The sequence below is a fragment of the Paracoccus zhouxuedongae genome (assembly GCF_041927815.1).
In the GTDB taxonomy this organism is placed as follows: Bacteria; Pseudomonadota; Alphaproteobacteria; order Rhodobacterales; family Rhodobacteraceae; genus Paracoccus.
Genome location: NZ_JBHFHM010000001.1, coordinates 218757 through 238008 on the forward strand (window position 1 = coordinate 218757; position 19252 = coordinate 238008).

Annotated in this window: 22 protein-coding genes and 3 pseudogenes; 18 read left to right on the forward strand and 7 right to left on the reverse strand. The window is 65.7% G+C overall.

All coding sequences use genetic code 11. From position 1 onward, the window contains the following. Positions 1-44: 44 nt before the first annotated feature. The 10 genes from ACEYYA_RS01170 (at position 45) to ACEYYA_RS01215 (ending at position 7536) form a co-directional block, all read left to right on the forward strand. On the forward strand, positions 45-1553 hold the full coding sequence (locus tag ACEYYA_RS01170; RefSeq protein WP_374796725.1) for an inorganic phosphate transporter: 1509 nt from the start codon (positions 45-47) through the stop codon (positions 1551-1553). A 54-nt stretch (positions 1554-1607) separates the two neighbouring features. After that, positions 1608-2801: a MalY/PatB family protein gene (locus tag ACEYYA_RS01175; RefSeq protein WP_374796726.1), complete on the forward strand. Its 1194-nt coding sequence runs from the start codon at positions 1608-1610 to the stop codon at positions 2799-2801. An 11-nt stretch (positions 2802-2812) separates the two neighbouring features. Continuing rightward, a complete protein-coding gene (locus ACEYYA_RS01180) occupies positions 2813-3547 on the forward strand; it encodes an MlaA family lipoprotein (protein ID WP_374796728.1) in 735 nt (244 codons plus the stop codon). Continuing rightward, on the forward strand, positions 3525-4142 hold the full coding sequence (locus ACEYYA_RS01185; RefSeq protein WP_374796730.1) for an MlaC/ttg2D family ABC transporter substrate-binding protein: 618 nt from the start codon (positions 3525-3527) through the stop codon (positions 4140-4142). Before ACEYYA_RS01180 ends, ACEYYA_RS01185 begins: the two co-directional genes overlap by 23 nt. Before the next feature lie 173 nt (positions 4143-4315). Beyond that, positions 4316-4849 (forward strand): peptide deformylase, encoded by a 534-nt coding sequence (def, locus tag ACEYYA_RS01190; RefSeq protein WP_374796732.1) that lies wholly within the window; start codon positions 4316-4318, stop codon positions 4847-4849. Further along, positions 4846-5331 (forward strand): peptide deformylase, encoded by a 486-nt coding sequence (def, locus tag ACEYYA_RS01195; RefSeq protein ID WP_374796734.1) that lies wholly within the window; start codon positions 4846-4848, stop codon positions 5329-5331. The genes def (ACEYYA_RS01190) and def (ACEYYA_RS01195) overlap by 4 nt, the downstream gene beginning before the upstream one ends. Next, positions 5328-5831: a peptide deformylase gene (gene def, locus ACEYYA_RS01200; RefSeq protein WP_374796736.1), complete on the forward strand. Its 504-nt coding sequence runs from the start codon at positions 5328-5330 to the stop codon at positions 5829-5831. The genes def (ACEYYA_RS01195) and def (ACEYYA_RS01200) overlap by 4 nt, the downstream gene beginning before the upstream one ends. Next, positions 5828-6718, forward strand: a complete 891-nt coding sequence (gene fmt, locus ACEYYA_RS01205) for a methionyl-tRNA formyltransferase (RefSeq protein ID WP_374796738.1) — start codon at positions 5828-5830, stop codon at positions 6716-6718. The genes def (ACEYYA_RS01200) and fmt overlap by 4 nt, the downstream gene beginning before the upstream one ends. Before the next feature lie 84 nt (positions 6719-6802). After that, complete coding sequence (locus tag ACEYYA_RS01210) at positions 6803-6952, forward strand: hypothetical protein (RefSeq protein WP_374796740.1); 150 nt, start codon at positions 6803-6805, stop codon at positions 6950-6952. Next, a complete protein-coding gene (locus tag ACEYYA_RS01215) occupies positions 6949-7536 on the forward strand; it encodes an NAD(P)H-dependent oxidoreductase (protein WP_374796742.1) in 588 nt (195 codons plus the stop codon). The genes ACEYYA_RS01210 and ACEYYA_RS01215 overlap by 4 nt, the downstream gene beginning before the upstream one ends. Before the next feature lie 11 nt (positions 7537-7547). On the opposite strand, the gene ACEYYA_RS01220 is transcribed toward ACEYYA_RS01215, so the two are convergent. The 5 genes and pseudogenes from ACEYYA_RS01220 to ACEYYA_RS01240 all read right to left on the reverse strand — a co-directional run. Beyond that, positions 7548-8168, reverse strand: coding sequence for a trimeric intracellular cation channel family protein (locus tag ACEYYA_RS01220; RefSeq protein WP_374796744.1), 621 nt, complete (start codon positions 8166-8168; stop codon positions 7548-7550). Continuing rightward, positions 8165-8614: a ribonuclease HI gene (rnhA, locus tag ACEYYA_RS01225; protein ID WP_374796746.1), complete on the reverse strand. Its 450-nt coding sequence runs from the start codon at positions 8612-8614 to the stop codon at positions 8165-8167. The genes ACEYYA_RS01220 and rnhA overlap by 4 nt, the downstream gene beginning before the upstream one ends. Beyond that, positions 8607-9212: a glutathione S-transferase family protein gene (locus ACEYYA_RS01230; RefSeq protein WP_374796748.1), complete on the reverse strand. Its 606-nt coding sequence runs from the start codon at positions 9210-9212 to the stop codon at positions 8607-8609. Before ACEYYA_RS01230 ends, rnhA begins: the two co-directional genes overlap by 8 nt. Before the next feature lie 49 nt (positions 9213-9261). Beyond that, a complete protein-coding gene (ispH, locus tag ACEYYA_RS01235; protein ID WP_374796750.1) occupies positions 9262-10206 on the reverse strand; it encodes a 4-hydroxy-3-methylbut-2-enyl diphosphate reductase in 945 nt (314 codons plus the stop codon). Between the two features lie 131 nt (positions 10207-10337). Continuing rightward, positions 10338-10637, reverse strand: a pseudogene (locus ACEYYA_RS01240) (NYN domain-containing protein); the annotation flags it as partial. Between the two features lie 59 nt (positions 10638-10696). On the opposite strand from ACEYYA_RS01240, the gene ACEYYA_RS01245 reads away from it, so the two are divergent. After that, complete coding sequence (locus tag ACEYYA_RS01245) at positions 10697-11227, forward strand: LysR family substrate-binding domain-containing protein (protein ID WP_374796752.1); 531 nt, start codon at positions 10697-10699, stop codon at positions 11225-11227. After that, positions 11164-11349: pseudogene (locus ACEYYA_RS01250) on the forward strand (DUF3363 domain-containing protein); the annotation flags it as partial. The gene ACEYYA_RS01245 and the pseudogene ACEYYA_RS01250, both read left to right, overlap by 64 nt. 720 nt (positions 11350-12069) lie before the next feature. Here the strand turns inward: ACEYYA_RS01250 and ACEYYA_RS01255 are convergent. Continuing rightward, entirely contained in the window at positions 12070-13425 is a 1356-nt protein-coding gene (locus ACEYYA_RS01255; RefSeq protein ID WP_083392702.1) for an IS1380-like element IS1247 family transposase, read from the reverse strand. A gap of 95 nt (positions 13426-13520) precedes the next feature. Next, positions 13521-13808, reverse strand: a pseudogene (locus ACEYYA_RS01260) (NYN domain-containing protein); the annotation flags it as partial. 162 nt (positions 13809-13970) lie between these two features. Here ACEYYA_RS01260 and folK point away from each other — a divergent pair. From folK to acpS, 6 genes are all read left to right on the forward strand, one after another. Beyond that, a complete protein-coding gene (folK, locus tag ACEYYA_RS01265; protein ID WP_374796754.1) occupies positions 13971-14597 on the forward strand; it encodes a 2-amino-4-hydroxy-6-hydroxymethyldihydropteridine diphosphokinase in 627 nt (208 codons plus the stop codon). A gap of 44 nt (positions 14598-14641) precedes the next feature. Then, positions 14642-14995, forward strand: coding sequence for a DNA-directed RNA polymerase subunit omega (gene rpoZ / locus ACEYYA_RS01270; protein ID WP_374796756.1), 354 nt, complete (start codon positions 14642-14644; stop codon positions 14993-14995). A gap of 34 nt (positions 14996-15029) precedes the next feature. Beyond that, the gene (locus tag ACEYYA_RS01275) at positions 15030-17156 is read left to right on the forward strand and encodes a RelA/SpoT family protein (protein WP_374796758.1); all 2127 of its coding nucleotides are present in this window, start codon (positions 15030-15032) and stop codon (positions 17154-17156) included. Between the two features lie 26 nt (positions 17157-17182). After that, complete coding sequence (locus ACEYYA_RS01280; protein WP_374796760.1) at positions 17183-17899, forward strand: DUF2062 domain-containing protein; 717 nt, start codon at positions 17183-17185, stop codon at positions 17897-17899. Positions 17900-17933: 34 nt separating this feature from the next. After that, on the forward strand, positions 17934-18677 hold the full coding sequence (locus ACEYYA_RS01285; RefSeq protein ID WP_374796762.1) for a pyridoxine 5'-phosphate synthase: 744 nt from the start codon (positions 17934-17936) through the stop codon (positions 18675-18677). Between the two features lie 133 nt (positions 18678-18810). Further along, positions 18811-19227 (forward strand): holo-ACP synthase, encoded by a 417-nt coding sequence (acpS, locus tag ACEYYA_RS01290; RefSeq protein ID WP_374796764.1) that lies wholly within the window; start codon positions 18811-18813, stop codon positions 19225-19227. Positions 19228-19252: the final 25 nt, after the last annotated feature.

The window sequence follows — 19252 nt, forward strand, 5'->3', positions numbered from 1 at the left end:
TGTCCCGCTAGAGAAACGTGACAGTTTCACGGCGGAATCATGACATGACCCAGCACGACCCCGTGCCGCCTGGCGGCCTCGCGCCCAAAGACCCCAGCCAGAACCGCTGGAAGACGCTGGACAAGGATCTGGGTCGCTGGGTGATCCTGGAAACCGCGACGCGCAGTCTGGCGCGGCCGATGGTGGCGCCGGGCCTGGCGTTGGCCTTCATCCTGCTGGCGGGGCTGACGGCGCTTCTCCTGATGGGCGAGGCTACGGGCACCCCGGTCATCGTCGCCGCTGCCGCGATCGGCGCCTATATGGCGCTGAACATCGGCGCCAATGACGTGGCCAACAATATGGGTCCGGCGGTCGGCGCCAATGCGCTGACCATGGGCGGCGCGCTGATCATCGCGGCGATCTTTGAAACCGCGGGGGCGTTGATCGCCGGGGGCGATGTGGTCAAGACCATTTCGACCGGGATCGTCGCGCCCGGCGCGCTGCCCGATGGCGAGACATTCGTCTGGGCGATGATGGCGGCGCTCTTGGCGGCGGCTTTGTGGCTGAACCTGGCGACCTGGCTGGGGGCGCCGGTGTCGACCACGCATTCGATTGTCGGCGGCGTTGTCGGCGCGGGCGTGGTCGCGGCGGGGTTTGGTGCGGTCAATTGGGGCGCGATCGGCACGATTGCCGCAAGCTGGGTGATCTCGCCGATCCTGGGCGGGCTGATCGCTGCGGCGTTCCTGGCCTTCATCAAGGCGCGCATCGTTTACCGCGAGGACAAGATCGCCGCGGCGCGGGTCTGGGTGCCGGTGCTGATCGGCATCATGGCGGGGGCGTTTTCGGCCTATCTTGCGCTGAAGGGGTTGAAACGGCTGATCGACCTGTCGCTGGCGCAGGCGGTGCTGACGGGCCTCGCGGTGGGCTTGCTGACCTGGGCGCTGATGATCCCCGTGGTGCGGCGCCAGTCGCAGGGGCTGGAGAACCGCAAGAAATCGCTGAAAAAGCTGTTTGGGATGCCGCTTGTGGCCTCGGCGGCGCTGCTGTCATTCGCGCATGGGGCCAATGACGTGGCCAATGCCGTGGGTCCGCTGGCGGCCATCGTGCATGTGGCGCGGGCCGGGTCGATTGATGCGGCGGTCGGGATTCCGCTGTGGGTCATGGTGATCGGCGCGGCCGGGATCTCGTTCGGGCTGGTGCTGTTCGGGCCAAAGCTGATCAGCATGGTCGGGCAAGAGATCACCAAGCTGAACCCGGTGCGCGCCTATTGCGTGGCGCTGTCGGCGGCAATCACGGTGATCGTGGCAAGCTGGCTGGGGCTGCCGGTCAGTTCCACCCATATCGCGGTCGGCGCGGTTTTCGGCGTGGGGTTTTTCCGCGAATGGCACGCCGATCGGCGCGCGCGGGCCAGCGGCGTCGTCAAGGGCAAGCCCATCCCGCCCGAGGATCGCGCCCGGCGCAAGCTTGTCCGGCGCAGCCATTTCGTCGGCATCGCGGCGGCGTGGGTGGTGACGGTGCCGGCCTCGGCGTTGCTGTCGGCGGCGATCTTTGCGGTGTTGCGGGCGTTTTCCTGACCGGGATTGGCGCGCGCCCGGTGGCGGTCTATACCGGCCCGGCAGGGAGGCCCCATGACGCACGCACCAATCACCCCCGACTTTGACGAGATCATCGACCGCATCGGCACCCACTGTTCCAAATGGGACCAGATGAAGGCGGCTTACGGCGTCGATCCGGCGCAGGGCGGCCTGCCGATGTGGGTGGCCGACATGGACTTCCGCCCCCCCGCCTGCGTGCAGCAAGCGGTCGAGAAGATGGCCGCGCATGGTGTCTATGGCTATTACGGCGATGATGCCGACTACCGCGCCGCAATCTGCTGGTGGATGGCCAATCGCCACGGCTGGACGGTCGACCCCGCGACGATCTTCACCACACATGGGCTGGTCAACGGCACCGGTCTGGTTGTGCAGGCCTTTACCGAGCCGGGCGACGGGGTTGTGCTGATGACCCCGGTCTATCACGCCTTCGCCCGCACCATCCGCGCCGCCGGTCGGCGCGTGATCGAATGCCCGCTGACGCTGGAGGATGGCCGTTACCGGATGGATTTCGACCGCTGGGATGGCATGGTCGAGGGTGCGCGGCTGGTCATGCTGTGCAGCCCGCATAACCCCGGCGGGCGCGTCTGGACGGCGCAGGAGCTGGCCGATCTGGCCGATTTCTGCGCCCGCCACGACCTGATCCTGGTCAGCGATGAAATCCATGCGGACCTGGTGTTTGACGGCGCGCGCCATGTCCCGATGGCGGTGGCGGCCCCGCAGATCGCCGACCGGCTGGTGATGATGACGGCGGCGACCAAGACCTTCAACATCGCGGGCGCGCATGTCGGCAATGTCATCATCGCCGATCCCACGCTGCGGGCGCGGTTCGCGGCGGTGATGATGGGGCTAGGGATCTCGCCCAACTCATTCGGGGTCGAAATGGTGCGCGCCGCCTATTCGCCCGAGGGCGCGGCCTGGGTGGACGCGCTGATGGTCTATCTGGATGGCAACCGGCGGCTCTTTGACGATGCGATCGCGGCGATCCCCGGCCTGACCTCGATGCCGCTTGAGGCGACCTATCTGTCCTGGGTGGGGTTCGAGGGCTGCGGCCTGACCCCGGCCGAGGCGCAGGCGCGGGTGCAATCGGGGGCGCGGATCGCGGCCAATCATGGCGCGACCTTTGGCGCCGGTGGCGAAAACTGGCTGCGCTTCAACCTGGCCACGCCGCGCGCCCGCGTGGCCGAGGCCGCCGCGCGCCTGCGCGACGCCTTTTCCGATCTGCAATAGGACGACCCGCCATGACCCGCATCCTGCCGCTTGCCCTGCTGCCGCTGCTGGCCGCCTGCGCTGCGCCCCCCGCGACCGGCATCACCGACCCGCATGAGGGGCTGAACCGCCGCGTCCATGCGTTGAACCTGGCCATCGACCGGCAGGTCTCGGGTCTGACCGGCGGCAGCGATGCCGCGCCCTCGGGCAAGGTCACGGTCAAGGATGAGCTGTTCATCACCGCGGGCAATGTCACATCGAACCTGTCGCTGCCGGGCAAGGTCGTGAACCACCTGCTGCAAGGCCGCCCCGAACCCGCCGTCAAGAACACCTTCCGCTTCCTGATCAACAGCACGCTGGGCGTCGGCGGTCTGTTCGACCCGGCCGCCCAAAGTTTCGCGCTGCCCGAAACCGATACCGATTTCGGCGAGACCCTGCATGTCTGGGGCGTGGGCGAGGGGGCTTTTCTGATGCTGCCGGTGCTGGGTCCGACGACTGAGCGCGATCTGGTCGGCCGCGTCGTCGATTTTGCCATCGACCCGGTGGGCAACTGGATACAGGAGCCGCGCGACAAGAACGCCCTGCGCGCCCTTAAGGTCATCGCAAAAGTCGGTGAACGGGGCCAGTTTGGCGGGACTGTGAATAGCATCCTGCACCAATCTGCCGATAGTTACGCGCAATTGCGGCTGATCTATCTTCAGAAACGCCGTCATGAACTGGGCCAGACGAATCAGGATGACGCCTATGACCCTTATGACGACAACTAACCCCACCCGCCGCGGCCTGCTCGCCCTGGCCGCCGCAGGTGCCGCCGTCGCGCTGCTGCCGCGCCCGGCGCTTGCGCTGACCGATGCCGAGGCGAAATCGCTTATCGACACCGCCCTGGGCGAGGTCTACCGCGTCATCAACTCGGGCAAGCCCGAGGCGCAGATGTTCAAGGATTTCGAGGCGATCTTCACCAAATACGCCGATGTGAACACCATCGCCCGGTCGGCGCTTGGTCCGGCGGCGCGGGCGGCCAGCCCGCAGGATCTGGCCGATTACACGCTGGCCTTTCGCGGCTACATCGGGCGCAAATATGGCCGCCGCTTCCGCGATTTCATCGGCTCGAAGATCGAGGTTGTCAGCGCCCGCCCGGTAAAAACCTTCTGGGAGGTCAAGTCGATGGCCCGCCTGAAAGGCCGCGCGCCGTTTGAAGCCCTGTGGCATGTGTCGGACCGGTCGGGCAAGAACCTGTTCTTCAACATCATCATCGAGGGCGTGAATATGCTGGCCGCCGAACGGTCCGAGGTCGGCGCGATGCTGGATGCCAATCGCGGAGACATGCGCGGGCTGATCGCCACGCTGCAAAAGTCGGGCTGATCGCGCCCCTGCACGGCGGGCTTCCTCTGTTTCCGAATACTCAAGCCGCCGTGACCCGCCGCCGCGTCGCTGAGTATTTATGAACAGAAGAAGCGCGTTTTGCGAGGAAGGGCGGGCCGGTGGGCCGTCTGCGATGGATTGCGCGGGCGCGCGTCTCGCCCTAAATCGGGGCCATGATGCGCGCACCCAACCTTCGCCCCATTCTGATCCATCCCGACCCGCGGCTGAAAAAGATCTGCGCGCCGGTGGTGGGTATTGACGACGATCTGAAGCGGCTGGCCGATGACATGATCGCCACCATGTATGACGCGCCGGGCATCGGTCTGGCCGCGCCGCAGGTCGGTGTGCTGTCGCGGCTGATCGTGCTGGATTGCGAGAAAGACCCGCAGGCGCCGCGAAATCCGATCGCCATGCTGAACCCGGAACTGACCTGGGCCTCGGATGAGACCTCGGTCTATGAGGAAGGTTGCCTGTCGATCCCCGATCAGTTCGCCGAGGTGACGCGCCCCGCCGCCGTCACCGTTCGCTGGACCGGGCTGGGCGGGCAGGCCGAGGAGGCGACCTTTGACGGCCTATGGGCGACCTGCGTGCAACATGAGATCGACCATCTGAACGGCAAGCTGTTCATCGACTATCTGGGTCCGCTGAAGCGGCAGATGATCACCCGCAAGATGGAAAAGCTGAAGCGCGAGTTGGCGCGGGGATGAACGTGCCGACCGTCCCTGGCGCGGTGACGCGCGCCATCGTCACTTATCCCGATGACCGGCTGCGGGCGGTCTGCGCGCCGGTGGGGGTGGTCGATGCTGAGATCCGGCAACTGGTGATCGACATGCTGGCCACCATGTATGCCGCGCCGGGCCGTGGCCTGGCCGCGCCGCAGGTCGGCGTTCTCAAACGCTTGTTTGTCATCGACGTGACCTGGCGCGACGGCGCGCCCGATCCGATGATCTGCATCGACCCCGAACTGTCCGACCCATCCGACGTCATGGTCGCGCGTGAGGAGGGCTGCCTGTCGATCCCCGATCACCCCGTGATCGTCACTCGCCCCGACGCGGTGAGCCTGACCTATACCGACGTGACCGGGCAGCGCCTGACCCGCCGCCTGACCGGCATCGCCGCCACCTGCGCCCAGCATGAGTTCGACCATCTGAACGGCGTGCTGATCCTGGATCACGAAAGCCCCGCATGACCGTTCGCCGCTTCCTGCCCTATGCCGACCGCCGCCTGCATCAGCCCGCCGCCGAGGTGCCCGAGATCACCGAGACCGTTCGGATGATCTGGGATGACATGATCGACACGATGGAGGCGATGCCCGGCGTCGGCCTTGCCGCGCCGCAGATCGGGATCATGCTGCGGCTGGCGGTGGTGGATGCGTCCGACAAGCGGGGGCAGGCGGTGCGGATGGCGAACCCCTCGGTCCTGCATGCCTCGGTGCAGTTCCGCAGCCATGAGGAAGCCAGCCCGAACCTGCCCGGCGTCTCTGCGCTGATCAACCGCCCGCGCGCGGTGACGGTGCGGTTCCTGAATGATCAGGGCGAATGGGAGGATCGGGATTTCGTCGGCCTGTGGGCGACCTCGGTGCAGCATCAGATCGACCATCTGAACGGGCGGGTGTTCGTCGATCACCTGTCGCCCACGCGGCGCAAGATGCTGGTGGCGAAATCGGCCAAGATGGAGCGGCGGCTGTGAAGATCGTGTTCATGGGAACGCCGGATTTCTCGGTTCCGGCGCTGCGGGCATTGGCTGCGCGGCATGATGTGGTTTGCGTTTATACCCAGCCGCCGCGCCCGGCGGGCCGGGGGCAAAAGGATCGCCCGACGCCGGTTCATGCGACGGCCGCGGCCCTGGGGATCGAGGTTCGCCATCCGCGCAGCCTGCGTGACGTGCAGGTGCAAGCCGATTTCGCCGCGCTCGGGGCCGATGTCGCGGTGGTGGTGGCTTACGGTCTGATCCTGCCGCAGCCGGTGCTGGATGCGCCGCGTTTCGGCTGCCTGAACATCCATGCCAGCCTGTTGCCCCGCTGGCGCGGTGCCGCGCCGATCCATCGCGCGGTGCTGGCGGGTGATGCGGAAACCGGCGTGGCGATCATGCAGATGGAGGCGGGGCTGGACACAGGCCCGGTGCTGCTGGAGGCGCGCACCCCGATCGGGCCGACCGACACGACCGCCGATCTGCACGAGCGGCTGGCCGCCATGGGCGCCGATCTGATCGTTCAGGCGGTGGATGGCCTGCCGCTGCCCGCCACGCCGCAGCCTGACGGTGGCGTGACCTATGCTGCCAAGATCGACAAGGCCGAGGCGCGGATCGACTGGACCCAGCCCGCGACGGCGGTCGCGCGCCAGATCAACGCGCTGTCGCCCTTTCCCGGCGCCTGGGGGCTGGCGGGCCTTGAGCGGATCAAGTTCCTGCGCGCCCGTGCCGTGCCGGGGCAGGGCGCTGCCGGGGCGCATCTTGGCGGGCTGGTGATCGCCTGTGGCGAGGGCGCCGTGCAGATCATCGAGGCGCAGCGCGAGGGCAAGCGCCCGATGGCGGCCGATGATCTGCTGCGCGGCTGGTCGCCCCCCGATTTCACCTAAGGTCCGGGTGGCAAGGTCGCTTGAGTATTTGGGAACAGAAGAAGCTGCCTTTGCAAATGCGCCTACCCGCCGCATAGTTCTGCGATGTTCTTTCTGACGCCCCTTCTGGCGCTGCCGCGCATGGTGATGAACCTGGCCCTGATGGGGCTGCTGTTCCTGTTCACCCGCCCCGGCGGCTGGGCGGTGGCGGTGGTGCTGATCCTGCTGGCGATGAAAGTATGGTTCCCACGATGAACACCGTTCTGATCCTGAACGCCCATCCCGAAACGCCCGATGCCGGGGCGTTGAACCGGGCTTTTTGCGACAGGGCGGCGGATCATCTGACGGCAGCGGGCTATACGGTTTTGCGCAGTTCAGTGGCGCAGGATTGGGACGATGCAGAGGAGGTCGCCAAGCATCTGGCCGCCGACGCGGTGATCCTGCAAACCCCGGTGCATTGGATGGGCTTGCCATGGCGGGCCAAGCAATATGTCGATCAGGTGTATAACGCCGGCTGGAAGCAGTTGCACCGCAGCGACGGCCGGCACCGCGCCAATCCCGAAACGGGCTATGGCACCGGCGGGCTGATGCAGGGGCGGCGCTACATGCTGTCGCTGACCTATAACGCGCCGCGCGGGGCCTTTGACGCGCCGGACGAATATCTGATGCAGGGGCGGGGAGTGGACGACATGTTCCTGCCACAGCATCTGAACTTTCGTTATATGGGCTACGGTGTGATCCCGACCTTTGCCGCGCATGACGTGCTGCGCAACCCGGTCATCGCTGATGATTTCGCCCGCTTCGACGCGCATCTGGCGCGGCATTTTCCGGCCCCGTGATTGCGCTGTGATTATCGGCGCGGAGGTCGGCTTTTGTAAACCGGAAGCCGCCAGCCAAAGGCCATGGACCCCGCTCGCAGCAGAAAAGTGCAAATGCCGCAGGCAACCAAAGCCAGGCCGGACGGCAGGCCGAAGGCCACGGCGACCAGTGCCGCGACCGCGCCGCCAAAGGCCGCGCTCAGGTAAAGCTCACCCTGTTTCAGGACCAGCGGCACCTCATTGCCGACGACATCGCGCATCAGCCCGCCGAAGGTGCCGGTGATCACCCCCATCAGCGTCACGATGATCGCGCCGTGGCCCATCTGCATGGCCACGCCGACCCCGGCGGGCACGGCGATGGCCAAGGCCCCCGCATCCAGCCACAAAAGCGCGCGATAGCGGCTTTCCAGCAGATGCGCGGTAAAGAACACCAGGATCGCGGCGCCCACGGCCACCGCGATCAGCTCGGGCCGGCCCAGCCAGATCGGGTCGCGGCCCAGCAGCAGGTCGCGCAGCGTGCCGCCGCCAAGCGCGGTCAGCGCTGCGAAGAAGATGAAGCCTACCGGGTCCAACTGCGCCCGGCTGGCGACCAAGGCCCCGGTCAGCGCAAAGACCAGCACCGAGGCGAAATCGAGGGCCAGCACCAGCGTCATTTGAACGGCGCCATCCCGGCGCGGGCCAGTTCATCGGCGCGTTCGTTCTCGGCGTGTCCGGCGTGGCCCTTGATCCATTTCCAGACCACCCGATGCCGCGCCTGCGCCGCGTCCAGCCGCTGCCACAGATCGACATTCTTCACCGGCTTGCGGTCGGCGGTTTTCCAACCGTTCCGCTTCCAGCCGTGCATCCAGCCGGTGATGCCGTTCTTCACATAGGCGCTGTCGGTGGTGATGGTGATGTCGCTGGCGCGGGTCAGGGTCTCAAGCGCGGAAATCGCCGCCATAAGTTCCATCCGGTTGTTGGTTGTGTCGGCCTCGCCGCCCTGCAACTCGCGTTCCTTCACCACCACGCCGCCATCGACGGCGCGCATCAACACGCCCCAACCGCCGGGGCCGGGATTGCCGCTGCAGGCGCCATCGGTCCAAGCCAGGATCTCAGCCATGCAGCCCCACATATCCCGGCAGCGCCGCCACGCGCGCCAGCCAGCGGTTGATCGCGGGGAAACGGGTCATGTCGAAACCACCCTTGTCGCCCGCCGAATGGGTGTAGCCATAAAGACAGATGTCCGCCAAGGACGCGGCATCGCCCGCCAGCCAGTCATGGGTCGCCAGCCGATCCTCCATCACTTGCAAGACGGCGTGACCCCGGTCCAGCAACTCGGCCATCCGCTCGGGCGTGGCCAGATGGGCGCGCTCGGGATAGCAGCGCAGCGCGCCACGCACGGCGATCACCGGCTCATGGTTATACTGTTCCCAGAACAGCCAGCCCAGCATCTGCGCACGGGTGACCGGATCGGTGGGCCAGAACGCCGTCCCCTCGCCCAGATAGCACAGGATCGCATTCGATTCCGCGATCTGCCGCCCGTCCTCGACATGCAGGCAGGGCAGCTTGCCAAAGGGCAGCGCGCCCGCCTCCTTGGCGGCGCGGGTGGCGTCGGAGCCGTTTTCGCAATCCACTACCTCGACCCGCCGCCCCAGTAGTGCCAACAGCAACCGCACCTTGTACGAATTGCCCGATGACGGCATGGAAAACAGCTTCATGGCTTCTCCTGTGAAAAATACTCCGGGGTCCGGGGCGGCGCCCCGGTCCCTACCGCAACACCCGAGGCACCTTGAACTCGATATCCTCGCGCGCGGTCTCGACCATCTCGACGGTGACGTCAAAGCGGGCGCGGAAGGCGTCGATCACCTCATTCACCAGCACTTCGGGCGCACTTGCCCCGGCGGTCACGCCGACCGCGCGCACGCCCGTCAGCGCGCGCCAGTCGATTTCATCGGCACGGCCCACCAGTTGCGCATAGCCGCAGCCCGCGGCGCGGCCGACCTCAACCAGGCGGCGCGAGTTCGAGCTGTTGGGCGCCCCGATCACCAGCAGCGCGTCGATGCGCGGCGCGACAGCCTTGACGGCGGCCTGGCGGTTCGTGGTGGCATAGCAGATGTCTTCCTTGGCCGGCCCGACGATCCCCGGAAACCGCGCCTGAAGCGCAGCGACGATTGCCGCCGTGTCGTCGACCGACAGCGTGGTCTGGGTGATGAAGGCCAGCCGGGCCGGATCGCGCGGGCTGACGCGGGCCACATCCTCGACGGTTTCGACCAGCAGCACCTCGCCTTCGGGCAACTGGCCCATGGTGCCCAGCACCTCGGGGTGGCCGGCATGGCCGATCATCACCATCTGAAGGCCCTCGGCATGGTGGCGCTCGGCCTCGATATGGACCTTGCTGACCAGCGGGCAGGTGGCGTCGACATAGATCATCTCGCGCCGCGCGGCCTCGGCGGGCACCGATTTCGGCACGCCATGGGCGGAAAAGATCACCGGACGGTCGCCCGGCACCTCGTCCAGTTCCTCGACAAAGACCGCGCCCTTGTCACGCAGGCTGTCGACGACGAACTTGTTATGCACGATCTCATGGCGGACAAAGACCGGCGCGCCCCACTTTTGCAGGGCAAGCTCCACGATCTTGATCGCGCGGTCCACGCCCGCGCAGAACCCGCGCGGCGCGGCCAGATACAGGGTCAGGGGCGATTTCGGTTCCATGCCCCTGACCTAGCCGGGGCGCGGCGCGGCGTCCAGACGTGCCGCGCCCGGATGGGGGCGCCGCGCGCGCCCGTGACCTGCCGACGACCAATCCTGTCGGCCCGCGATCACGGGCTGCGCGCAGTCATTTCTCAGGTCTCGACCGGGCTGCCCTCGGGGTTGGCGTCGCGCGGCTCGCGCGGCAGGTCGCGCGGGGGGCGGCCGATGATGTCGCGCAGCGCGTCCAGTTCGATGAAATTATCGGCCTGGCGGCGCAATTCGTCCGCGATCATCGGCGGCTGGGTGCGGATGGTGGACACCACCGACACGCGAACCCCTTGGCGTTGCAGGCTTTCGACGAGCGGGCGGAAATCGCCGTCGCCCGAAAACAGCACGATGTGATCCAGCCGCGGGGCCAGTTCCATCGCATTCACCGCCAGTTCGATATCCATACAAGGATTACCCCGATGTTGAAGTCGAGATCGCCGAAGGCCCGGCCCGTGAAGCGGTGGTGCAGCTTCGCGCCGGTAGGTTGGACGTGGCGTTCGTCGCGGGCACGCCCCAACCACCCGACTGCCATTCCCGTCGCACATGGACCGAACCGCTCTTGGCGGTGCTACCGGAACGGCATCCGCTCGCCAAGCGGTCAGCCGTCACATGGCCCGATTTGGCAGGCGAGACGTTCCTTGTCCGGCATGGCGGCACTGGACCGCAGGTTCATAGCCATATCGTGCTACGCCATGCCGAGCGCTGGCCTGCGCCGTCGATCCTGCGCTTCGACGTGGGGCGTGGCACCCTTTTGTCTTTGGTCGGACAGGGCTTTGGCATCACCATCGTCGGCGCGGCCACGGCGCTGTTGCCGACAAACGGCATTGTCTTTTTGCCCTTCACCGACGAGCCGGAGCCGGTCGCCTTCTCGGCTGTCTGGTCGCCGTCCAATCGCAGCGCGGCGCTTCGCAACCTGCTCAGCCTCGCCAACGACATGGGCCGGAAGGTCTGCACGGACTACCGTTCGATACTACCACGGATAGCGAAGGCGTGAGCGACAAGTCCACCGGCACCGTACAATTATCCAGCAGCCAGTTCGCTGTGGTTGAAAAGAGCCATAAATGCACCCTTGTCCCGTGGCGGCCGGTCATCAACCGCCAGCTCAGCAGCGAGGTCTGCGCGGGCAGATAGGACCGGCGCTATAGGATCAATGCTCTATTCGACCTTCCTCTCAAAAGCGTTATCTGACCATCGTTGCGTAGCGAACCGAAGTGTTTGCGGAAGCACAGTCCGGGACTGTTACTGCCATCGCCGGAAAGCGACACTTGCATTAACACCGCCAAAGCCGAATCCGTTGGAACGCCTATCAACCGGCCTTCACAGAATGAACGCAAATCCTGGACTCGAGCACTGTTGCTAACTGACACCCACAGTTATGAAGCTACAAAGTGAGAGGAGAGCATGTTGTCGATCTAGGAGACCCCTGAAATGGCATCTAGAAGCTCTCTAAGGCCCCTCACAGTCCCGACTCCGAGTCTAAGGTGTCACACTTACATGCCCGTAAACCGCCTAGCCTCTGAGGGCTTAAATAGAACGTATCCTACAAAATAGACACAGTGCCATATTTATTTCACATCTACCTCTTGACGAGCTACAACACGACACCCACATTACTCCTGCATTCCCCAAGTGGCGTGTCGTTTGAGGTGAAGATCGCCTGTATCCGAGCGCTAGACAAGGATTTTCTGCCGCAAGCGGCACCTGCGGTCGCGCAGACTGCTGGATCTGGACGGATCAGACCGCGAAGCCGCTGTTTCCTTGCCCAGGGGCGGCGTTTTTCAGCGCAGCGGACAGATCTGTCCAGCCGCTTTCGTTCAGTTTGAGCGTGGATCGCGATCATGCGCATAGCGGTGGCGCTCGCAATCGGCGGATAGCGGCGAGGATGGCGCGTACCATCGTGCCGGTGACAGCGACCTCGGCCAGCTGGAAGGTGATGGTGCGGGCGTGACGGACCACACGTGCCCCGATCTTGATCAGCTTCAGTTGCAGGCTGGTCAACGACCAGTCGGCCATGGCCTCGGGCAGCTCGATGCAGCGCAAGAAGGTGGCCAGGTTGTACGCCAGGGCGTGCAGTTGCAGCCGCACCTCATTGTCGCGGAACTTCCGGCACGACAGCCGCGTCCAGCGAAAGGCGTATTTGCCCTCTTTGATGTGCTGCTCGGCGGTGCCGCGCTGGTTGTAGAACCGCACCACCCAGTCCGGCTCCATCGGCAGGTTGGTGACGATGAAGCCGAAACGCGGGAACAGTTCGCCCGGATGCCATTCGATCTTGGCGATCACCCGGCGTTCCTTGTCCCAGGACGCCGCCTGATACTCGAATTCCTCGAAGAACCGCTTGACCTTGGTCAGTGACGGCCGCCCGACAGGGCGCGTTAGCCGATGCGCGATCTTGTCCTTGAGGACCGCGTTTGCGGGCAGCCGGATGGCGTAGAAGAACCGCGCTTCTTCCAATCGCTCATAGATCGCCGGGATCGCGTAGGCAGCATCGGCCCGGAAGAACCTGCCACCAAGGTCGCGCTCCGCGTAGCGCGCAATGACGGGGTCGAGAACATCACGCCAGCCATCGGCGCTGTGGACGTTGCCATGGCGCAGGGCGCAGCGTTCCAGCATCCCGAACTGGTTGAACAGAAAGTTGGGGTGATAGCAGCTACAGTCGAAATGGCCATTCCAGGCGGACCCTTCCTGGTCGCCATGGGTCGGGCTGACCGAGCTGTCCATGTCCAGAACGATGTACTTCAGCCCGTTACGGTCATGGAACCGGTCGATCCATTGCCCGTTCAGGTCGGCCAGCGCGGCACGGTTCCCGGCCAGAGCCAGCGTCTCGGTCTCGAACCGTCCCATCTGCGATGCCGAGGCCGCTTGTGCATCGACCGCTCTGCCGCCGACAACTTGGCGCATGACCGGATCGCAGGCGAGACGGTTGGCGTCGTTGACATCCTCGTATCCGGCCAGCCGCCCAAAGACTGATTGCCGGAACAGGCCGTCGAGCCGATGGACCGTGTTCTTGCCAGAGCGAGTATCGCGCAGCGCCGCTGACGCCAAATCGGACAACCCGAGCGCGTCATCAAGCTCGCGCATCACCAGAAGGCCGCCGTCGGAACTGAGCTGCGTGCCGCGAAATTCCAGCCGCACGCGAGGGTCGAAATCCACCCGATCTGCCCGTTGCAAGCCCGCACCCTCTGGGTGATCCATAAAACGCGCCCCTCGCAGCCTTCAACACCATGTTTTATATAGGAAATATAATGGTCAGGACAGCGAAATCAGCGCCTTACTTGGGAAATGTGGGCCATATTGCCCTTGACCTTGCGACGGCCCATCGAATCGGTGAACTCTTTCGCGGGCTTGGTCACCATGGTGAAGCCGTTGTAATTCAGCCAGTCGACCAGCGGGCGAATGGGGCTGTATTCCTCGGTTTCCAGCAGGGCGGTATAGTAGAAGGCACGCACCAGTTTGCCGCGCCTTTCAAACTCTTGTCGCAGCAGCTTGTAGTCGATGTCGAACCCCAAGGCCCGCGCCGCCGCATAGAGATTCGACCCGTCGATGAACAACGCCAGTCGATCGTCCTTGTAAAACATCATCTCTTCCTTTTGGGTCGGAGCCGATCCGAGTGGTGGTGGTGTGACCGGCTCTGCATCGCCGAGGTGGTCGGCGATGCCATGGCAAGCCATCAAATTACACTGAACTTGTCCATATACTTTCATGGGAACATATTCGAGTTGGCGAAATTGGCAGACGGGATGGTTCAAAGCCGTGCAGATGGCGCGAAAAGCCGCGCATTGGTGGCGCTTGGCGGCAATCTTGACGGGGCCGACGGCAGCCCGCCCGCCGTCATGCTGTGCCGGGCCGTGGCGGCGCTGTCGAACCTGGCGGGCGGTCGGCTGCGGGCGGTGTCGCGGTTCTATCGCACGCCCGCCTTTCCGGCAGGATCGGGGCCGGATTATGTGAATGCCTGCGCTGCGCTGGATTGGCCGGGCACGGGTGATGATCTGCTGGCCGCGCTGCACCGGATCGAGGCCGAACTGGGCCGCGACCGTAGCGGCGCCGCCCGCTGGCAATCGCGCGTCGTCGATCTGGATCTGCTGGCACTGGGCGGGTTGATCCGTCCCGACCCCGCGACCGAGGCGCATTGGCGCGGCCTGCCGGTTGCCGCGCGCGGGCAGATCGCCCCGCCCGTCCTGATCCTGCCGCATCCGCGCCTGTCCGAACGCGGCTTTGTGCTGGTGCCCTTGGCCGACATCGCACCCCGCTGGACCCATCCCGCCACCGGACTGACCGTGGCGGCGATGCTGGCCGCGCTGCCCGTCGATGAGGTCGCGGCAATCGCGCCGCTGTGGCCCGAACAGGCCTTGTCAAGCCCGGCCTGACCCGCTAAGGGGTGCTTTCGTTCTTCTGACGGATAGAGGTTTCCATGGCCCGCGTGACGGTCGAAGATTGCGTTGACAAGGTTCCCAACCGGTTTGAACTGGTGCTGCTGGCCGCCCACCGGGCGCGTGAGGTTGCGGCGGGTTCGGCCCTGACCGTGGATCGTGACAACGACAAGAACCCTGTCGTCGCCCTGCGCGAGATCGCCGAGGAAACCCAGCCCGCCGAGGCCCTGCGCGAGCGGCTGATCGAATCGCACCAGACCCAGATCGAGGTCGACGAGCCGGAAGACGACAACATGGCCCTGCTGATCGGGGCCGAGGTCGACCGCCCGGCCAGCGACGACATGGACGAGGAAAAGATGCTGCGCGCGCTGATGGATGCGCAGGGGCGCGGCTGACGAACAGGATTGAACGGGGGGTCTTCGCCAGATCATGATGGATGTCGAAGACCTTCTGTCGCTTGTCCGCAACTACAACCCCCGCAGCAACGAAGATCTGATCCGCCGCGCCTATGCCTACGGCCTGGCCGCCCATGAAGGCCAGACCCGCCATTCGGGCGAAGCCTATTTCAGCCATCCGATCGCCGTCGCCGCCATCCTGACCGAGATGCGGCTGGATGACAGCACGCTGGTCACCGCGCTGCTGCATGACACGATCGAGGACACCCGCTCGACCTTTTCCGAGGTCGAGGCGCAGTTCGGCACCGAGATCGCGGAGCTGGTCGATGGCGTGACCAAGCTGACCAATCTGGAACTGACCTCGAACCAGTCCAAACAGGCCGAGAACTTCCGCAAGCTGTTCATGGCCATGGCCAAGGATCTGCGCGTCATCCTGGTCAAGCTGGCCGACCGGCTGCACAACATGCGCACCATCCGTGCCATGCGCCCCGAAAAGCAGGCGCAGAAATCGCGCGAAACCATGGACATCTATGCCCCCCTCGCCGGGCGCATGGGGATGCAGTGGATGCGCGAGGAACTGGAAGACCTAGCCTTCAAGGTGCTGAACCCCGAAGCCCGCGCCTCGATCATCCGCCGCTTTCTGACGCTGCAAAAGGAAAGCGGCGATGTGATCCCCAAGATCACCGCCGACATCCGCCTTGAACTCGACCGCGAGGGGATCGAGGCCGACGTCTTTGGCCGCGCCAAGCGCCCCTATTCGATCTGGCGCAAGATGGAGGAAAAGCAGCTTTCCTTCTCGCGCCTGTCCGACATCTACGGCTTTCGCATCATCTGCCGGACCGAGGCCGATTGCTACCGCATCCTGGGTGTCATCCACCAACGCTGGCGCGCGGTGCCGGGGCGGTTCAAGGATTACATCAGCCAGCCGAAATCGAACGGCTACCGCTCGATTCATACGACCGTTTCAGGCCGCGACGGCAAGCGGGTCGAGGTGCAGATCCGCACCCGCCAGATGCACGAGGTGGCCGAGGCCGGGGTTGCCGCGCATTGGTCCTATCGTGAGGGGGTGCGGGCGCAGAACCCCTTTGCCGTCGACCCCGCGAAATGGATCGCCAGCCTGACCGAACGCTTTTCCGAAACCGAGGCCGATCACGATGAGTTTCTGGAAAACGTCAAACTGGAAATGTATTCCGACAAGGTGTTCTGCTTCACCCCCAAGGGCGACGTGTTCAGCCTGCCCAAGGGGGCGACGCCGATCGACTTTGCCTATGCGATCCACACCCGGATCGGCAATTCCTGTGTCGGCGCCAAGGTCGACGGCATCCGCGTGCCATTGTGGACGCGGCTGAAGAACGGCCAGTCAGTCGAAATCATCATCGCCTCGGGGCAGCGGCCGCAGGTCACCTGGCTGGACATCGTCGCGACCGGCCGCGCCAAGGCCGCGATCCGCAAATCCCTGCGCGAGGAAGACCGCGACCGGTTCGTCAAGCTGGGCGGCGAACTGGCGCGGGTGGCGTTTGAACATGTCGGCCGCAAGGTCAGCGAAAAGGCGCTGCGCACCGCCGCGCGCACACTGGCGCTGCCGGACGCGACCGAATTGCTGGCCCGGCTGGGCAGCGCCGAAATCACCTCGCGCGAGGTGATCGAGGCGCTTTACCCCGAACTCGCCGCCTCGGTGGTGCTGGATCAGGTGCAGCCCGACCGCGCGGTGGTCGGCCTTGCCGCCGATCAGGATTTCCGCCGCGCGCCCTGTTGCCAGCCGCTGCCGGGCGAGCGCATCGTCGGCATCACCTATCGCGGCAAGGGCGTGGTCATCCACGCCATCGACTGCCCGGTGCTGGCCGAATATGAGGAACAGCCCGCCCGCTGGGTCGATCTGCATTGGCACGCGGGCCGCCATGCGCCGGTGTTCGACGTGTCGCTGGGCCTGACCATCGCCAATGGTGCGGGGGTGTTGGGCCATGTCTGTTCGGCCATCGGCCAGCAGGGCGCCAATATCGCGGATTTGACCTTTGTCGACCGCAAGCCCGACTTCTATCGGCTGGCCCTTGACGTGCAATTGCGCGACAATGAACATCTGCACGCCGTGTTGACCGCGCTGGACGCGGAATCCGATGTGGCCATGGTCGAACGCTTGCGTGATCCTGCGCGCAAGCCCTGAACGAAGCATGATGAAAGGGCGCCCGCGTGGTTTTCAAACGTCGGACCCCCCTCAGTTGGCGGCGCAAGGCGGCTGAGCTTTTGTATCCGCGCGGCGGATGGTGGCGCGCGGGCAGCTATGTGCTGCACCGCGTCCGCCGCCTGCCCGACCAGCCGCACCGGATCGCGCGTGGCGTGGCGGCGGGGGTGTTCATCAGCTTTACCCCGCTGTTCGGCTTTCACTTTCTGGGGGCGGCGCTCTTGGCCTGGCTGCTGGGCGGCAACATCATCGCCGCGCTGCTGGCCACCTTTGTCGGCAATCCGATCACCTTCCCGCTGATCGCCTGGTCCTCGACGCAACTGGGTCGCTGGCTGCTGGGCAAGCCCGGCGCCCTTAGTCCGCGGCGCATCGTCAATGACTTTGCCGCGGCGATGGACAATCTGTGGGCCAACCTCCGATCCGCCTTTACCGCCGCCGAAGCGCGTTGGGATGGGCTGGCGTTGTTCTTCAGCGACCTGTTCGTGCCGTTCCTGTTGGGCGGGGTCATTCTGGGGCTGATCGCGGCGGTGATCGCGCATTACCTGACGCTGCCCCTGTTCAACGCCTATCAGAACCGACGCCTGCGGCTGGCCGCCGCCCGCGCGGCCAAGGCCCGCGCCCTGCAAACAGCCGCCCCCGATGCGTTGATCGCCGCGACCACGGGGCTTGACGATGCGGGGTCAGCCGACGCACCGTCGGTTGAGCCGCGGCGCGAAGATCGCTAATCTGGCGCGCAATCAGAAAAGGGCTGATCCGACCATGCCGAAACGTCTGCGCCTTGGGGTGAACATCGACCATGTGGCCACGGTGCGCAACGCGCGCGGCTCGGCATATCCCGACCCGCTGCGCGCCGCGCTGCTGGCCGAAGCGGCGGGTGCGCATGGCATCACCGCGCACCTGCGCGAGGATCGCCGCCACATCCGCGATGCCGACATTGCCGCGCTGATGGAACAGCTTCGCCTGCCGTTGAACCTGGAAATGGCCGCGACCGCCGAGATGCAGGCCATCGCGCTACGCCACCGCCCGCACGCCGTCTGCATCGTCCCCGAAAAGCGCGAAGAGCGCACGACCGAGGGCGGCCTTGACGTTGCCGGGGATGAGGGCCGCATCCACGACTTCATCGCCCCCCTGCGCGAGGCGGGCTGCCGCGTGTCGCTGTTCATCGGCCATGAGGCCCGCCAGATCGAGGCTGCCGCCCGCATCGGCGCCGCCGTGGTCGAACTGCATACCGGCCAGTACTGCGACCTGCATCACGAGGGTCGGCTGGACGACCGCGACATCGAGCTTGCCGCGCTGACCGAGGCCGCGGGCTATGCCGCCGAACTGGGGCTGGAGGTTCACGCGGGCCACGGCCTGACCTTTGACACCGTCGGCCCGATCGCCGCGATCCGCGAGTTGCGCGAATTGAACATCGGCCACTTCCTGATCGCGGAATCGATCTTCATCGGCCTCGAACCCGCCATCCGTGAGATGAAGCGGCTGATGGGCGCCGCGCGCGGCTAGCGTCGGGCGCGCCCCGGCCGTTGCGCGTCGCAGCCTTGCGGCGTGCGGCTGGCGTGATACGCAAAAGATACGCAGAAGATACGCAGAGGATACGCGGAAACTGCGCGGGCAATGTGCCGGAATGGGGGTGGCGATGATCCTGGGGATTGGCAGCGATCTGGCCAATATCGACCGCATCGCGGCCGTGCTGGATCGCCACGGCGACCGCTTTCGCAACCGCGTCTTTACCCCCACCGAACTGGCCCGCGCCGCCCGCCGCCCGCATGAGGCCGCGACCCTGGCGAAACGCTGGGCCGCGAAAGAGGCCTGCTCCAAGGCGCTTGGCACCGGCCTTGCCATGGGTATCGCCTGGCGCGACATGGCGGTGACGAACCTGCCCACCGGCCAGCCGGTCATGACCCTGACAGGCTGGGCAGCAGATCGGCTTTCGGCCATGACGCCAAATGGTTACGCGGCGGTCGTGCATGTCAGCCTGACCGATGATCATCCCTGGGCGCAGGCCTTTGTGGTGATCGAGGCGCGGCCCCTGGCGGCCATGCCTGTGGGTTGACTCCGGCCCGCCCGCGCCGCATGTA

Coding starts and splice junctions, on each gene's coding strand:
- ACEYYA_RS01170 (WP_374796725.1), top strand. CDS start 45: ATGACCCAGCACGACCCCGTGCCGCCTGGCGGCCTCGCGCCCAAAGAC.
- ACEYYA_RS01175 (WP_374796726.1), top strand. CDS start 1,608: ATGACGCACGCACCAATCACCCCCGACTTTGACGAGATCATCGACCGC.
- ACEYYA_RS01180 (WP_374796728.1), top strand. CDS start 2,813: ATGACCCGCATCCTGCCGCTTGCCCTGCTGCCGCTGCTGGCCGCCTGC.
- ACEYYA_RS01185 (WP_374796730.1), top strand. CDS start 3,525: ATGACCCTTATGACGACAACTAACCCCACCCGCCGCGGCCTGCTCGCC.
- def (WP_374796732.1), top strand. CDS start 4,316: ATGATGCGCGCACCCAACCTTCGCCCCATTCTGATCCATCCCGACCCG.
- def (WP_374796734.1), top strand. CDS start 4,846: ATGAACGTGCCGACCGTCCCTGGCGCGGTGACGCGCGCCATCGTCACT.
- def (WP_374796736.1), top strand. CDS start 5,328: ATGACCGTTCGCCGCTTCCTGCCCTATGCCGACCGCCGCCTGCATCAG.
- ACEYYA_RS01210 (WP_374796740.1), top strand. CDS start 6,803: ATGTTCTTTCTGACGCCCCTTCTGGCGCTGCCGCGCATGGTGATGAAC.
- ACEYYA_RS01215 (WP_374796742.1), top strand. CDS start 6,949: ATGAACACCGTTCTGATCCTGAACGCCCATCCCGAAACGCCCGATGCC.
- ACEYYA_RS01220 (WP_374796744.1), bottom strand. CDS start 8,168: ATGACGCTGGTGCTGGCCCTCGATTTCGCCTCGGTGCTGGTCTTTGCG.
- rnhA (WP_374796746.1), bottom strand. CDS start 8,614: ATGGCTGAGATCCTGGCTTGGACCGATGGCGCCTGCAGCGGCAATCCC.
- ACEYYA_RS01230 (WP_374796748.1), bottom strand. CDS start 9,212: ATGAAGCTGTTTTCCATGCCGTCATCGGGCAATTCGTACAAGGTGCGG.
- ispH (WP_374796750.1), bottom strand. CDS start 10,206: ATGGAACCGAAATCGCCCCTGACCCTGTATCTGGCCGCGCCGCGCGGG.
- ACEYYA_RS01255 (WP_083392702.1), bottom strand. CDS start 13,425: ATGGATCACCCAGAGGGTGCGGGCTTGCAACGGGCAGATCGGGTGGAT.
- folK (WP_374796754.1), top strand. CDS start 13,971: ATGGTTCAAAGCCGTGCAGATGGCGCGAAAAGCCGCGCATTGGTGGCG.
- rpoZ (WP_374796756.1), top strand. CDS start 14,642: ATGGCCCGCGTGACGGTCGAAGATTGCGTTGACAAGGTTCCCAACCGG.
- ACEYYA_RS01275 (WP_374796758.1), top strand. CDS start 15,030: ATGATGGATGTCGAAGACCTTCTGTCGCTTGTCCGCAACTACAACCCC.
- ACEYYA_RS01285 (WP_374796762.1), top strand. CDS start 17,934: ATGCCGAAACGTCTGCGCCTTGGGGTGAACATCGACCATGTGGCCACG.
- acpS (WP_374796764.1), top strand. CDS start 18,811: ATGATCCTGGGGATTGGCAGCGATCTGGCCAATATCGACCGCATCGCG.